This window comes from Achromobacter sp. 1012554356 (assembly GCF_059760815.1).
Genome location: NZ_JCBANC010000015.1, coordinates 50803 through 65404, shown reverse-complemented (window position 1 = coordinate 65404; position 14602 = coordinate 50803). Strand labels below are relative to the sequence as shown.

Sequence of the window (14602 nt, the reverse complement as noted above, 5' to 3'; positions counted from 1 at the left end):
TGATCTGGCGCCTGTCATGCCCACGCCCTTGAAAATCCAGCACCTGCGCCAGTTCCTGATGGCCGCCGACCACGGCAGCTTTCGCGTCGCCGCGCAGGGCACGTTCCGGTCGCAGGCGGCCGTATCCGCCGCCATGCAGGATCTGGAGCAGCAGCTAGGCGCGCCGCTCTTCGAACCCGGCAAGCGCGCCCAGTTGACCGCGCTGGGCCAGGCGGTGGCGCCGCTGTTTCGCGAGCTGCTGGCCACGCATGACCGTGTGCTGGATGCGGCGCGGCAGTACGGCATGGGCAGCCAGGGACCGGTGGCGCTGGCCGTCATGCCATCGCTGGCGGACGAATGGCTGCCCCGTCTGCTGGAACGTTATGCGCGCAGCCATCCGGACATCCGCATCCGCGCGCTGGACGAAACGTCGCCCGAGGTGCATCGGCTGGTGCTGGCGGGCGACGTGCAGGTGGGCGTGGCTGGACAATCCCCGCGCACGGCCGAGGTGGCCTTCACCCCGGTGGCGCGCGACGCCTTTGGTCTGGTCTGCAAGAAGAGTCATCCGCTTGCGCGGCGGCGCGGGCCGGTGACCTGGGCGGCGCTGGCGGATGAACGCCTGATCGGCAACGCCACCTTCGAAACGCTGAAGAACCGCCAACTGGGCAGCGCCATCGACGATCCGGCGATCGTGGTGTCCAACCGCGCGTCGCTATTGGCCAGCGTAATGGGCGGCCTGGGCGTGACGGTGCTGCCGGTGCTGGCGCGGCCCGCGGCGGGCAGTGGTCTTGTCTTTGTGCCGCTGGTCGAACCGGTGGTCGAACGCATCGTCGGCGTGCTGACGCGCAAGGAAGAGACCCTGCTGCCGTCGGTGGCCGCCATGCACGCGCTGGCGCTGCGGTCGCTGACGCAGTTCACGCGCCGCAAGGGCGCGGTGCTGGTGTAGGCGGAAAGCGGTCAGCCTGGTTGTAGTGCGGCCTCACCCTCCGCACGCGTAGATCATGAATTGCCGGAAGGCTTCGGCCGGCTTGGCCATGGCCGCGCGCGGATGCCACAGCAGGCCCGCTTCCATGGGCGGCACGGCATCGGTGATGGGCACGGCTTCGATCTTGCGGCCTTCGAGCGACCACGGCCGGTAGACCATGTCCGACAGCATCGTGACGCCAAACCCGTGCGCGACCAGTCCCCGCAGCGCCTCCATCGACCGCGTCCTGAAGGCAATGTCCGGCTGCAGGCCGTGGCTGCGCCAGTAGCCCAGGGTGGACCGTTCGCCCTCATCCATTTCCAGCAGGATGTACGGATAGCGCGCAATGTCGGCCAGCGACGGCGCGGCCGCCTGCGTCAACGGATGCCCGGCGGCTGTCCACAACTGGCGCCGCGAGCGCACCAGCACGTGATGGCCGAAGCGCTCGCGTTTGTCCACGTTGGACAGCAGGGCCACGCCCAGCTCCACGTCGCCGCTGGCCACCGCCTGTTCGATCTCGGGGCGGTCCAGGTCGACGAGGTCCAGCACGACGTCCGGATAGCGCCGCCGAAAGCGCGCCAGCAGATCGGGCAGGAAGTACCCCAGCACCGTATACGACGCCGCGATCCGCACCGACCCGCGCAGCGCATAGCGCTGAAACCCCGGCTCGCGCAGCGCGTCATCCAGCGAATCGAGGACGTCGCGCGCGCGCTGGTGGAAGTTGTGTCCCTCGGGCGTCAGCGTCACCCCGTGCGCGTGGCGGTCGAACAGGCGCACGCCCAGTTGCGCTTCCAGCGCCAGGACGGCATTGGTGACGGCCGATTGCGACACGTGTTCGTCGGCTGCCGCCATGGAAAACCGCCCGGTGCGGGCGGCCGCGGCGAAGTACCGGAGTTGCCGGAGCGTGACTTCATTAGCCATGTGTTTTTCACATACCAGCTAGTCGAATATATGAATATACGATGGCTTCGCGCCTTCCTACACTGCGGAAAACACGTAAATGCCCGCACCGCAGATTGCAGGAGACAACCCCCATGAACGCCCCTCTACCCACCGGCGTGGCCGACACCCATGGCCTGTCGCTCGACGACAAATATGCGCAGCCCACCGGCCGCGTGTACCTCAGCGGCACGCAGGCGCTGGTGCGCCTGCCCCTCATGCAGAAGCAGCGCGACGCGCAGGCCGGCCTGAACACCGCGGGCTATGTGTCCGGCTATCGGGGTTCTCCGCTGGGCGGGCTGGATCAGGCGCTGTGGAAGGCCAAGCGCCACTTGAAAGCGAACGATGTGGTGTTCCAGCCCGGCCTGAACGAGGATCTGGCGGCAACCGCCGTCTGGGGCTCGCAGCAGCTCAATCTGTTCCCCGGCGCGCAGCGCGATGGCGTCTTTGGCATGTGGTACGGCAAGGGGCCGGGTGTGGACAGGTCGGTGGACGTGCTCAAGCACGCCAATTCGGCTGGCACGTCCGCGCACGGAGGGGTGCTGATGCTGGCGGGCGACGACCACGCCGCCAAGTCTTCGTCGGTGGCGCACCAGTCGGAACACGTGCTGATCGCCAGCGGCATTCCGGTGCTGTACCCGTCCAACGTGCAGGAATACCTGGACTACGGCCTGCACGGGTGGGCCATGAGCCGTCACACGGGCCTGTGGGTGGCGATGAAATGCGTGACGGATGTGGTGGAGTCCAGCGCGTCGGTCGACGTCGACCCGTCGCGCGTGCAAATTGTGCTGCCCGAAGACGGCATGCCGCAGGGGGGCCTGAACATCCGCTGGCCGGATTCTCCGCTGGCGCAGGAGGCGCGGCTGCTGGACCACAAATGGTACGCGGCTCTGGCTTACGTGCGCGCCAACAAGCTGAACCGCGTGGTGCTGGATTCGCCCAACGCACACTTCGGCATCATGACGGCCGGCAAGGCCTATCTGGACGTGCGACAGGCGCTGAACGACCTGGGGCTGGACGAGGCGGCCTGTGCGCAGGCCGGCATCCGCGTGCTGAAGGTGGGCTGCATCTGGCCGCTGGATGCGCAGGACGCGCGTGAGTTCGCCACCGGGCTCAAGGAAATTCTGGTCGTCGAGGAAAAGCGCCAGATCCTGGAGTACGCGCTCAAGGAAGAACTCTACAACTGGCGCGACGACGTGCGGCCGCGCGTGTACGGCAAGTTCGACGAACGCGAGAACGGCGGCGGCGAATGGTCCACGCCGCGCGGCGGGTGGCTGCTGCCGGCGCGCTATGAGCTGTCGCCCGCGCTGATCGCCCGCGCCATTGCCGCGCGGCTGGAGAAGGCGCACCTGTCCGACGCACTGCGTGCCCGCATCGCGGCGCGCCTGGCCGTGATCGACGCCAAAGAACGCGAGGCCAGCCGACCCACGCTGGTCGAAGAGCGCAAGCCCTGGTTCTGTTCCGGCTGTCCGCACAATACGTCGACACGCGTGCCGGAGGGGTCGCGCGCGGTCGCCGGCATCGGCTGCCACTATATGGCGATGTGGATGGACCGCAATACCGACACCTTCAGCCAGATGGGCGGGGAGGGCGTGGCGTGGCTGGGCCAGAAAGACTTCACGTCCGAGCGCCACATCTTCGCGAACCTGGGCGACGGCACTTATTTTCATTCGGGCCTGCTTGCCATCCGCGCGGCCATCGCGGCGCGCGCCCGCATCACCTACAAGATCCTCTATAACGACGCCGTCGCCATGACGGGCGGGCAGCCCGTGGACGGCGTGCTGACCGTGCCGCAGATCGCGGCACAGATGCTGGCTGAAGGCATCGTCAAGACCGTGGTCGTGACTGACGAACCCGACAAGTACACGGGCGCGCAGACGTTGCCGGCGGGCGTGGAGGTCCACCACCGCAAGGCGCTGGACGACGTGCAGCGCGCGCTGCGCGACATCGACGGCGCTACCGTGCTGATCTACGACCAGACCTGCGCCACCGAGAAGCGCCGCCGCCGCAAGCGCGGCGAGTATCCCGACCCGGCCAAGCGCGCTTTCATCAACGAAGCGGTCTGCGAAGGCTGCGGCGATTGCTCGGTGCAGTCGAACTGCCTGTCGGTGGAACCGCTGGATACGCCGCTGGGCACGAAGCGGCGCATCAACCAGTCGTCTTGCAACAAGGACTTTTCCTGCGTTGAGGGTTTCTGCCCCAGCTTCGTGACGGCCGAAGGCGCGGTGCCACGCAAGCCCGGCAAGCAGGGCGGCGCGCCCGCGCTGCCCGAGGCTCCGCTGCCCGAGCCCGCCGATATCGCGCCGGGCGCCGCGTATCGCGTGGTGGTGGCCGGCGTGGGCGGCACGGGTGTGGTGACGGTCGGCGCGCTGATCGGCGCGGCCGCGCACATCGAGGGCAAGGGCGTGACCGTGCTGGACATGGCCGGGCTGGCGCAAAAGGGCGGCGCGGTGCTCAGCCACGTGCAGCTGGCCAACCGGCCCGAGGACCTGCACGCCACGCGCGTCGCGCTGGGCGAGGCGGATCTGGTCATCGGCTGCGACGCGCTGGTGTCGGCGTCGCCCGAGGTGCTGTCGCGCCTGCGGCCCGACCATGGCCGCGCGGTCGTCAACAGCAGCGCCGCGCCGACCGCCGCGTTCCTGTCGCAGCCGGCCTGGCGCTTTCCGGGGGCGCAGGCGCAGGCCGCGCTGACGCAGAGCACCGGCGGCCATTGCGATTTCCTGGAGGCCGGACCGCTTGCCGAGGCGCTGCTGGGCGACAGCATCTACGCCAATCCCCTGCTGTTGGGCTATGCGTGGCAAAAGGGCGGCCTGCCGCTGTCGCTGGACAGCCTGCGCCGCGCGATCGAGATCAACGGCGTGTCGGTGGACAAGAACCTGGCCGCCTTCGAACTGGGCCGCCAGGCCGCGCACCGCGGCGCCGACGCGCTGCGCCCGGCGGCGGCCGAGCGCGTGGTGGCTTTACCGGAAACCCTGGACGCGCTCGTCAACCGGCTGGCGGCGCACGTGCGCGATTACCAGGACGACGCGTACGCGCAGCGCTATCTGGCGGCCGTGGCGGCGGTGCGCTCGCGTGAGGCCGCGCTGGGCGACAAGCGTCACGACGTCACGCGCGCCGTGGCCCGCAATCTGGCCAAGCTCATGACCTACAAGGACGAGTACGAGGTGGCGCGGCTGCATGCCGACCCGGCGTTCAAGGACCGGCTGCGCGCGCAATTCGAGGGCGAGCCGGGCCGCGACTACGCGCTGCGCTATTACCTGGCGCCGCCGGCGTTTGCGCGCCGCGACGCGCGGGGCCGGCCGCAAAAGCGTGCGTACGGGGCGTGGATGGAATCGGCGTTCCGGCTGCTCGCGCCGATGAAGCGCGTGCGCGGCTCCTGGCTGGACGTATTCGGCAGGACGGCCGAGCGCCGCATGGAACGCCAGCTTGCGGCCGATTATCTGGCGCTGGCCGAGGAGTTCGCCCGCTCGCTGGACGCCGGCAACCGCGACGCGGCGCTGGAGTTGGCCAACGTGCCGGATGCGATCCGCGGCTATGGGCATGTAAAAGAAAAGAGCGTGGAACAGGCGCGCGGCAAACAGGCGGCGCTGTGGGAGCGGTATCGCAGCGGTAACGCGGCGCGGCTGGCGGCCTGATCGCGGGAGGCGTGGTGTACGATCCCCCGTCAATGCGGGGGCCGGTCCCCGCCGCCCGTTGGATCCGCCATGGAAAGCATCCTCCGCAAACTCGACCTGACCTCGCTGCGCCTCTTTGTGGCGGTCTGTCAGGAGAACAGCATCGCGCGGGCGGCGGAGCGCGAGTTCATCGCGCCCTCCGCCGTCAGCCGGCGCATCGCCGACATGGAAGCGCTGATCGGCCTGCCGCTGATCGCCCGGCACACCCGCGGCGTCTCGGTGACGCCCGCCGGGCAGACCGTCCTGCGCCACGCGCGCCAGATCATCGGCGACGTCGAGGCGATGGGGGCGGAGCTGTCGCGCTTCTATGAGGGCGTGAAAGGGCACGTGCGGGTGGTGGCCAACCTGTCGGCCATCGTGCAGTTCCTGCCCGAGGACGTGGCGGCGTTTCAGCGCCTGTTTCCCGACGTGGATATCGACCTGGAAGAGCAGCACAGTCCCGACGTCCTGCGCCTGGTGCGCGAGCGGGCGGCAGACTTCGGCATCTGCAACCAGATCGCGGGCGCCGACGAGCTGGAACAATTGCCCTACCGCCGCGACCGGCTGGCGGTCATGCTGCCCTCCACGCACCCCAAGGCCTCGGCGCGCCAGCTCAGCCTGCAGGACATCGCCGACGAAACATTCGTGGGCCTGCGCGAGAACAGCGCGTTGACGCAGCTGCTGGCGGCGCGGGCCGCGGCGCTCGGCAAGACGCTGTCCGTGAAGATCCGTGTGGCCAGCCTGGACGCGCTGTGCCGCATGACGCACGCCGGCCTGGGCATCGCCGTGATGCCGCAGCAGGTCGCCGAGCTGTATCTGCAGGCGCTGGACGTAGTGGTGCGTCCCCTTTCCGATGAGTGGGCCCGGCGCCAGCTTTGCATCGTGTTTCCGAACCAGGCGCAGTTGTCGGCGACCGCTAGCAAGCTGGTCCGGTTTTTGGCGCAGCAGGGCTGACGGCCGGCTCCGTCGGGACCCGCCGTCGCAACCCGTCGTCGCCATTCGCGATGGCGGGGCTGCCGATATGACACTTCGCCATTGACGGCCGTCTTCGTATAGTCAAAGCGCGTTCATCGCCGGTACGGGGCATCCAGACCCCGCTGCGTCCTATACGGAGACATCATGACCCCCACCAGATTGCTCGCGAGCTGTGCTCTCGCGCTTGGCGCCGTGTGTGCGGCTGCCGCCGCGTCGGCCGCAGGCTACCCGGACCGCCCCATCCGCCTGATCGTGCCGACCTCGCCCGGCTCGACCGCCGACGTGGTCGCGCGCGTCGTGGCCGAGAACCTGGGCAAGACGCTGGCCCAGCCCATGATCGTGGAAAACCTGGCCGGCGCGGCGGGCATTCCGGGCACGCGCCAACTGGTGTCCGCCAAGCCCGACGGCTATACGCTGGCCATCGTGTCGTCCAACCATGCCATCAATCCCAGCCTGTACAAGAGCTTGCCCTACGACACGGTCAAGGACATCACGCCGATTTCCGTCATCGGCACGACGCCGCTCGTGGTCGTGGTGGCGGAGAACTCGCCGTACAGGACGATGGACGACCTGCTGAAGGCCGCCCGCGCGCAGCCGGGCAAGATCAACTACGGCTCGTCCGGGACGGGCAGCGTGCTGCACCTGGCCGGCGAGCTGCTCAAGTCCAAGGCGGGCGTGGACATGATGCACATCCCGTACAAGGGCGGCAACGCGCTGATCACCGACGTGATGTCGGGACAGATCCAGGTCGCCTTCCTGGCCTCCCCGTCCGTGCTGGCGCAAGTGCAGGCGGGCAAGCTGCGCGCGCTTGCCGTCAGCACGCCCGAGCGCCTGCCCATCCTGCCCAACGTGCCCACGCTGGACGAGGCCGGGGTGAAGGGCTATTCGTACGACGCCTGGATCTCGCTGATCGGGCCGGCCGGGCTGCCCGCCGATGTCGTGCAGAAGCTGCAGGCCGCCACGCGCAAGACCATGCAGGAGCCGGCGGTGCTCAAGGCGCTGTCGCCTCAGGGCTTTGTGGCGCAGGGCACCACGGCGGAACAGGCGGCGCAGACGCTGGCCGCCGAGATCACCAAGAGCCAGACGCTCGTCAAGGCGGCGGGCGTCACCATCGAATGACCGGATTGCCATGACTTCCGCATCTTTACTCGACGCCCCGGCCCGCCTGCTGTTTCTGGCGCAGGACCCGGCCCGCGTGGCCGCGCAACTGGGCGGCGCGGCGCTGACTCTGCTTGACGCCGCGCCACTGCGCGACGACATCTCCACCGACGAGATCACGCCGGTGCCGATCCTGACTCACTTCGACGAGAAACTGGGCCGGTATCCGTACACGGGCTTTCGGGCGGGCGACACCCAGCCCATCGGCATCGACGCCATCCGGCAGTCGGGCATCAACGTCGTCGTCGCGGGCAAGCGGTACGGCAAGGGCTCGTCGCGCGAGCACAGCCCGATGGCCGAGAAGTCCGCCGGCGTGCGGCTGGTGATCGCCGAAAGCTTCGAGCGCATCTACCGCCAGAACGCCGACAACATCGGGCTGTACACCAGCACCGACATGGGACTGGTGGCGCGGCTGCAAGGGGGCGAGCGCATCACGGTTGATGAGATCGTGGCTGGGCGCGACGCGTTGGCGGCGGCGATCGTCAAGGCGGGCGGTCTGCTGGCGTTTGGGCAGGCGCAGTTGCGCGATGTGACGCCCGCCGCCGAATCCGCCGCTGAATCTTCCGACATGGCTGGCGCGCCGCCGCGCACGCTCTTCGAAAAAATCGTCCGGCGGCATCTCCTGCAAACGCCCGCGACCGCGGCGGACCCGCAGCAAGGCGACGGCGTCTTCCTGCGCGCGGACTGGCGCTTCATCCATGAGTACTACTCCGGCATGGCCGCCCATATGCTGCATGCGCGGTTCGGCCGGCCCCTGCGATTGGCGGACCCGGATCGCATCGTGGTGTTCGAGGACCACACCTCCTACGTCGAGGAAAGCCCCAACCACGTGCGCGCGGGCATCGTGCCCAATGTGCGCGCCATGTGCCAGGCGCAGCGCGACTTCGCCGACGCTTACGGGCTGCGCCAACATCGCACGCTGACTGAGGCCGAGGCGGCGCGCGACACCGGCGCCAACGTGGCTGGCATCTCGCACGCCATGATGGCCGAACACTACGCGCTGCCGGGACAGGTCGTGGTCGGCACCGACTCGCACACCCCGCACAGCGGAGCGCTGGGTTGCGTGGCCTTTGGCGTGGGCACCACCGATATGGCGAACGCGTTCGTCACGGGCGCGGTGCGGCTGACGCTGCCGGCCTCGCTGCGCATCGAACTGGACGGTGCGCCGGCGCAAGGGGTGACGGCCAAGGACATCGTGCTGCACCTGCTGGCGTTGCCCGAAATCCGCGCGGGCGCCGGCGTGGGCAAGGTGTTCGAGTTTGCGGGCGAGGCCATCGCCAGTCTGTCCATCGACGAGCGCGCCACGCTGACCAACATGACCGCCGAACTGGGCGGACTGACAGGCATCGTCGCGCCAGACGCCGAGACCGCCCGCTTCCTGCGTGAACGCCGCGGGGTGGACGCCGGCATTGAACCGTGGATGCGCAGCGATCCGGACGCCGGCTACGCCGCCGTCCTGCGCGTGGACTGCGCCACGCTGTCGCCGCTGGTGGCATCGCCCGGAGACCCCGGCAACGGCGTGCCGTTGTCCAGCCTGACCGCGCGGCCGCGCATCGACATTGCGTATGGCGGCTCCTGTACCGCCGGCAAGCGCGAGGATTTCGACTACTACCACCAGGTGCTGGCGTGGGCCGTGGCGCGCGGACTGCGGTTGCCGGACGGCGTGACGCTGTATCTGCAATACGGCACCACGGCCGTGCGCGACTACTGCGTGGCGCAGGGCTACGACAAGACCTTTGCCGCTGTGGGCGCGCGCATCCTGCAGCCGTCGTGCGGCGCGTGCGCGAATTGCGGGCCGGGGTCGTCGACCGAGGCGTCGCAGGTGACGATCAGCGCCATCAACCGGAATTTTCCGGGCAGATCGGGGCCCGGCAGCGTCTGGCTGGCCAGCCCGCCCACGGTCATGGCGAGCGCGCTGGCCGGAGAGCTGGCGTCGTTTGCCGAACTGCAGGCGCGGTACTAGGGTTCCCCCCACTTCGCGCGCCGCGAAGCCCTGCTTCACAAATCCTTAATTGGCAGCCAAACCGGGCTGCGTCAGAGTGCGCAACAGAGAAAACGGCCGCCAGATGCCGTTTCCGGTCGCGCGCATTGATCGCGGCCCGCCGCAAGGCGCCTTCGCACGGAAAACACCCTGTCGACGTTGTGAACCCGGGACACACCGGGAGCTTGCTGATCGGCCGCGCCGTCCGGGCTGCGGCTTCCCCCTGTTGGTCCGAGGAGACAACAATGAGCAAGAGCTGGAAGGCAATGGTTGGGGCGGTGGCGGTCATGGCGGGCGGATGGGCGCACGCCGCCGATGCGCCGCCGGTGGACGTGAAGCTGATGCAACTGTCGGTGGGCAAGATCGAACTGGACAAAGGCTTCATGACCGCCATGGTCGACGTGGGCACCAAGATCAAGATTCCGGTGCCTGCCTACGTGATCCAGCATCCGCGCGGCCTGGTGCTGTTCGACACCGGCATGAACCAGGCCACGGCCGACGGCAACTGCGCCAATTACTGGGGACAGGGGCTGTGCGGCGCGTTCAATTCCATCCAGGGCCGCGACGAGGTCATCGACCGCCAGCTCAAGGCCGCCGGCTTTGACGTGAGCGACGTGAAGTACGTCGTGTACTCGCACTTCCATCTGGATCACGCCGGCAACATCAAGATGTTCCCCAAGGCCAAGCACGTCGTGCAGAAAGCCGAGCTGCGCGCCGCCTGGTGGCCCGAGAAATTCCAGCGCGCGGCCTACGTCATGAAGGACTTCGACACCACGCGCGACTATGACTTCATCCAGGTCGAGGGCGACTTCGATCTGTTCGGCGACGGCACCATCGTGCTGCTGGACACCAAGGGCCACACGCAGGGCCACCAATCGCTGCAGGTCAAGCTGCCCAAGACCGGCGTCGTGCTGCTGGCGGCCGACGCCATCTATACCGGTGAAAACGAAGCGGGCGTCATTCCGGGCATCACCTGGAACACGGCGGCGTCCATGCAGGCCATCGACCGCCTCAAGCGGATTCGCGACGCGCGCCAGGGGCAGCTCTGGTACAGCCATGACGCGGAGCAGCACGCGCAGAACGCGAAAACCAAAGTGTTCGACTAAGGCGCGCCATGGAGCCCGCCGTCGCCTTGCACCAGGTCTGCAAGTCGTTCGGATCCCGCCAGGTCCTGGAATCCCTCAGCCTGTCCGTCAGGCCGGGGGAGATCCTGGGCCTGCTGGGACCGAACGGCAGCGGCAAGACCACCACGCTGCGCCTGATGGCGGGCTTCTACACACCCGACAGCGGGCGCATCACGATCCGGGGGCGCGAGCCCGCACCGGGCCGCGGCAACGTCGACATCGGCTATCTGCCCGAACGCGCGCCGCTCTATGACGCGCTGACGGTCACGCAATACCTGGAATTTGGCGCGGGCGTCAAAGTGCAGGGCGGCGCCAGCGCGCGCCGCCTGGCCATCGAACGCGCCATTGACGGCTTCGATCTGCAAGGCGTGGCGCGCTCGGTGATCGGCCGCCTGTCCAAGGGGCAGCGCCAGCGCGTGGGGCTGGCGCAGGCGGTGCTGAACGACCCGCCGGTGCTGTTGCTGGACGAAGCCACCAACGGCCTGGATCCCGTGCAGATCGTGGAAGCGCGCGCAATGATCCGGCGCTGCGCCGAAGGCCGCGCAGTGGTGTTCAGCAGCCACTTGATGCAGGAGGTCGAGGCGCTGTGCTCGCGCATCGCCATCCTGCGGCAAGGCCGGCTGATCGAGGACCAGCCGCTGGGCGAATCGCGGGCCGCGCTGCAATTGCAGCTGTCCCTGCCCACCGCCGGGCATGCCGCATTGCACGCGGCGTTGTCCGCGTGCCCGGGCGTGAAGGCCGTGGACATCACGCTGCTGGATGCCGGCACCAGCAAGTGGCGCGTCACGTGGGACCCGCCCGGTGCAAATGTGGCCACCCACGCGGCCACCAGCGCGGCCGCCTGCGACGCCGTGATGCGCACCGCGCTGGCGCACGCGGAACTGCGCGCCGTGCTGCCCGCGCACGAAGCGGTCGAAGCCCGCCTGCTGGCGGCGCTCGCGCCCAACGATCCCCCATTACGGAGACGCGCATGAAGGGCTTCGCGGCGTTGTACCGCAAGGAACTGCGCACCGACTTCGGCTCGCCCGTGGCGCTGGCCGTCGTGGCGGTGTTCTGGGCCCTGTCGGGCTATCTGTTCAGCTTCAACCTGTTCTTCGTCAGCACCGGGCAGATGGTGACGGCGTTTCACAACATGACCATCCTGCTGATGTTGGTGATGCCACTGGTCAGCATGCGAGCCTTCGCCGAAGAGGCGCGCCAGGGCACGCTGGAGCTGTTGCTGACCCTGCCGCTGTCGGACGTCACGCTGGTCGCCGCCAAGTTCGCGGCGGGGCTGACCATGCTGGCGCTGATGTTGGCCGGTACGATGTCGGCGGTGCTGCCGCTGGCCTGGTACGGCCAACCGGACTACGGTCCCATCGTGGGCGGGTACATCGGCGTGTTCCTGTACGGCGCGCTGTTCCTGGCGATCGGCATTGCCGTGTCCAGCGCCTGCTCGAACCAGATCGTCGCCGCCAGCGCCACGTGGGGCATCCTTGTGCTGCTGTGGTTCATCGACTATCCGGCGGCGCTGGATACGTTTCCGGCGCTGTCGCCGTTCTTTCAGGCCTTGTCGCTGTCGGCGCAGCACGTGGACTTCATCCGGGGCGTGCTGCCCGGTCCCGCCACCGTCACGCTGGCCAGCGTGGCGGTGCTGGCGCTGATGGTGGCATCGGTCAACCTGAAACGCTGGAGGCTGCGATGAGCCCCGCCGTGCGCCGCGCCGGGCGGCGGCTGGTGTTGTGGCTGCCCGTGCTGGCCGTTGCCGCGTTGCTGCTGGCGCTGAACCTGTGGGCGTCGCGGAATCTGGGCCGCATCGATTTGACCGCGCAGCGCGTGTACAGCCTGGCCCCCGAAAGCCTGGAGGTCGCGCGGCAGGTGCGCCAGCCCGTCGAGGTGACCTGGTTCTACGACCTGCGCAACAAAAGCATGGTCGACGCGCTGGAGCTGCTGCGCCAGTACGAACGCGAGAATCCGTTGATCCGCGTGCGCGGGGTCGACCCCGCACTGCGACCGGCCGAAGCGCGCGCCGCCGGCATCCAGTTTGCGGGCAGCGCCGTGCTGGCCTCGGGCGAGCGGCGCACTACCATCAACGGCGGCACCGAAACCGACTTCACCAATGCGCTCATCCGCATCAGCCAGAACGGCGCGCAGACCGTCTGCTTCACGCAGGGCCATCGCGAAGCGCCGCTCGACAGCCTGACTTCACTGGACGACCTGGAAGACCACGATCACGACGAGAACCTGGTGGCGCGTGTCGAGGTGCATGAACAACACGGCATGGCGATGGCGCGCAACGCGTTGCAGACGCTGGGGTTTTCGACGCGCGCGGTGGGCGCGGGCAGCCTGGCGCAGGCATTGCCGCGCTGCGCTGTCGTGGTGGCGGCCGGTCCGCGCACGCCGTTTGGCGACGATGACGCCCAGGCGCTGCGCCGCTGGACCGGCGCGGGGGGCAAGACGCTGTTGCTCCTGGAACCCGATACCCGGCACGGCCTGGACGGTCTGCTGTCCGACTTCGGCATCGCGTTGGCGCCGGGCGCGCTGGCCGATGCGGGCAGCCATTACCGCAACGATCCCGGCAGTCCCGCCGTCAGCGACTACACGCGGCACAAGATGACGCGCGGCTTGCCGCTTAGCTTCTTTCCGGGCGCGGCCGGCCTGGAACCCGCGGGCGACGCGCTGCCGCCCGGCGTGGTGGTGACGCCGCTGGCGCAGACCTCCGCCGATGCGCAGGTGCCCGGCCAGCCGCCGTCACGCTACACGCTGATGGCGCTGGCCACGCGCAACGCGCAGGCGGCCAATGCGGACGGGGCCGCGCATCCCACGCTGCTGGTCGCGGGCGATAGCGATTTCGCGATCAACCGGCATTTCGCGACACTGGGCAACGGCGCGCTGTTCACCAATGCCGTCACCCTGCTGGCGGGCGAAGACGCGCTCCTGACGATCCGGCCCCGTCACTACGAGAACCGCCGCGTGGAACTGACCAACCGCCAGATGCGCGCGGTGTTCTGGACCAGCACGGTCGCGTTGCCGCTGCTTGCGTTGCTGACGGGGCTGCTGCTGTGGTGGAGGCGGCGTTGAATGCGCGCCGCGCGCTATGGCCGGCGCTGCTGGCAGCGGGCATTGCGCTGTCGGTGTGGCAATGGCACGAGGCCGCCGAATCGCCGGCGCATCACGACGGTCATACCCATCTGCACGACGACCGCGGCAAGCCCGCCAGACTTTACGCCTGGGAGCCCGGCATGGCCGCGCAGGTGACGTTGGCAGGTCCCGCGGGAACCGTCCAATTGGCGCGCGGCCCGCAGGGCTGGACCGCCACGCCGCCGGGCGCCGCCGCAGGCTTTGACGCGGCCGACTTCATCGCGCTGTTTTCACAGGCGCGCAGCGACCGCACGCTGCCCCCGCAGGACGGCGAAACCTATGGCCTCGCGCCGCCGCAACTGCGCATCGACGTGCGCGATGCCACGGGCGCGAGCTTGGCGAAGCTGGACGTCGGCGCGCTGGCGCCAGATGGATTAGGCCGTTATGTACGACTGCCGGATGAGGCGCAGATCCGGATTATCCCGGACTATCAAACCCGGGCGCCGCTGGCGGCGCTGGGGGCGTCCGCCGCCACTCCACCGCTTGTTAAACCCGCCTTGCACAAAGATAAATAGGTCGCCGATAAACCCCTACCTATACTTCGCAAACATAGACAGGCGGGCAGGCCCAAAGCGGTAGCGGGACGGGTCTGCAGCCTGCAATAAAAGGGCCTTCCGGCACCTTGCGCAGCCTGCGCAAGACGGCACGGAAAGGTTGATAACGAGACAAGGGCGCGCCGGGCGCGCCCGGGCGCAAGCCCGCACGCCGC

At 68.8% G+C, this 14602-nt stretch carries 11 protein-coding genes; 10 read left to right on the top strand and 1 reads right to left on the bottom strand.

What is annotated here, in order from left to right; all coding sequences use genetic code 11:
- The first annotated feature begins 16 nt into the window (after nucleotides 1-16).
- Nucleotides 17-925: a LysR family transcriptional regulator gene (locus tag AC6LJW_RS10040; RefSeq protein WP_056559255.1), complete on the top strand. Its 909-nt coding sequence runs from the start codon at nucleotides 17-19 to the stop codon at nucleotides 923-925.
- A 33-nt stretch (nucleotides 926-958) separates the two neighbouring features.
- Here the strand turns inward: AC6LJW_RS10040 and AC6LJW_RS10035 are convergent, their stop codons facing one another.
- Complete coding sequence (locus AC6LJW_RS10035) at nucleotides 959-1864, bottom strand: LysR family transcriptional regulator (protein ID WP_056559252.1); 906 nt, start codon at nucleotides 1862-1864, stop codon at nucleotides 959-961.
- A gap of 113 nt (nucleotides 1865-1977) precedes the next feature.
- Here AC6LJW_RS10035 and AC6LJW_RS10030 point away from each other — a divergent pair, with 113 nt between their 5' ends.
- The 9 genes from AC6LJW_RS10030 to AC6LJW_RS09990 all read left to right on the top strand — a co-directional run bounded on the left by AC6LJW_RS10030 (nucleotide 1978) and on the right by AC6LJW_RS09990 (nucleotide 14408).
- Nucleotides 1978-5517: an indolepyruvate ferredoxin oxidoreductase family protein gene (locus tag AC6LJW_RS10030; RefSeq protein WP_498087174.1), complete on the top strand. Its 3540-nt coding sequence runs from the start codon at nucleotides 1978-1980 to the stop codon at nucleotides 5515-5517.
- Nucleotides 5518-5586: 69 nt separating this feature from the next.
- Nucleotides 5587-6489 (top strand): LysR substrate-binding domain-containing protein, encoded by a 903-nt coding sequence (locus AC6LJW_RS10025; protein ID WP_427984921.1) that lies wholly within the window; start codon nucleotides 5587-5589, stop codon nucleotides 6487-6489.
- Between the two features lie 165 nt (nucleotides 6490-6654).
- The gene (locus AC6LJW_RS10020) at nucleotides 6655-7629 is read left to right on the top strand and encodes a tripartite tricarboxylate transporter substrate binding protein (RefSeq protein WP_056559243.1); all 975 of its coding nucleotides are present in this window, start codon (nucleotides 6655-6657) and stop codon (nucleotides 7627-7629) included.
- A gap of 10 nt (nucleotides 7630-7639) precedes the next feature.
- Entirely contained in the window at nucleotides 7640-9631 is a 1992-nt protein-coding gene (locus tag AC6LJW_RS10015) for an aconitase family protein (protein ID WP_056559241.1), read from the top strand.
- Nucleotides 9632-9894: 263 nt separating this feature from the next.
- Complete coding sequence (locus tag AC6LJW_RS10010) at nucleotides 9895-10755, top strand: N-acyl homoserine lactonase family protein (RefSeq protein ID WP_498087173.1); 861 nt, start codon at nucleotides 9895-9897, stop codon at nucleotides 10753-10755.
- Between the two features lie 8 nt (nucleotides 10756-10763).
- Entirely contained in the window at nucleotides 10764-11747 is a 984-nt protein-coding gene (locus tag AC6LJW_RS10005; RefSeq protein WP_498087172.1) for an ABC transporter ATP-binding protein, read from the top strand.
- The gene (locus AC6LJW_RS10000) at nucleotides 11744-12457 is read left to right on the top strand and encodes an ABC transporter permease (RefSeq protein WP_056559234.1); all 714 of its coding nucleotides are present in this window, start codon (nucleotides 11744-11746) and stop codon (nucleotides 12455-12457) included. The genes AC6LJW_RS10005 and AC6LJW_RS10000 overlap by 4 nt, the downstream gene beginning before the upstream one ends.
- Entirely contained in the window at nucleotides 12454-13833 is a 1380-nt protein-coding gene (locus AC6LJW_RS09995) for a GldG family protein (RefSeq protein WP_427986608.1), read from the top strand. Before AC6LJW_RS10000 ends, AC6LJW_RS09995 begins: the two co-directional genes overlap by 4 nt.
- Entirely contained in the window at nucleotides 13830-14408 is a 579-nt protein-coding gene (locus AC6LJW_RS09990) for a DUF4340 domain-containing protein (RefSeq protein ID WP_235512002.1), read from the top strand. Before AC6LJW_RS09995 ends, AC6LJW_RS09990 begins: the two co-directional genes overlap by 4 nt.
- The last annotated feature ends 194 nt before the right edge of the window (nucleotides 14409-14602 follow it).

Bases quoted from the DNA above. Each gene is read 5' to 3' on its own strand.
- AC6LJW_RS10040 (WP_056559255.1), top strand. From the start codon at position 17: ATGCCCACGCCCTTGAAAATCCAGCACCTGCGCCAGTTCCTGATGGCC.
- AC6LJW_RS10035 (WP_056559252.1), bottom strand. From the start codon at position 1,864: ATGGCTAATGAAGTCACGCTCCGGCAACTCCGGTACTTCGCCGCGGCC.
- AC6LJW_RS10030 (WP_498087174.1), top strand. From the start codon at position 1,978: ATGAACGCCCCTCTACCCACCGGCGTGGCCGACACCCATGGCCTGTCG.
- AC6LJW_RS10025 (WP_427984921.1), top strand. From the start codon at position 5,587: ATGGAAAGCATCCTCCGCAAACTCGACCTGACCTCGCTGCGCCTCTTT.
- AC6LJW_RS10020 (WP_056559243.1), top strand. From the start codon at position 6,655: ATGACCCCCACCAGATTGCTCGCGAGCTGTGCTCTCGCGCTTGGCGCC.
- AC6LJW_RS10015 (WP_056559241.1), top strand. From the start codon at position 7,640: ATGACTTCCGCATCTTTACTCGACGCCCCGGCCCGCCTGCTGTTTCTG.
- AC6LJW_RS10010 (WP_498087173.1), top strand. From the start codon at position 9,895: ATGAGCAAGAGCTGGAAGGCAATGGTTGGGGCGGTGGCGGTCATGGCG.
- AC6LJW_RS10005 (WP_498087172.1), top strand. From the start codon at position 10,764: ATGGAGCCCGCCGTCGCCTTGCACCAGGTCTGCAAGTCGTTCGGATCC.
- AC6LJW_RS10000 (WP_056559234.1), top strand. From the start codon at position 11,744: ATGAAGGGCTTCGCGGCGTTGTACCGCAAGGAACTGCGCACCGACTTC.
- AC6LJW_RS09995 (WP_427986608.1), top strand. From the start codon at position 12,454: ATGAGCCCCGCCGTGCGCCGCGCCGGGCGGCGGCTGGTGTTGTGGCTG.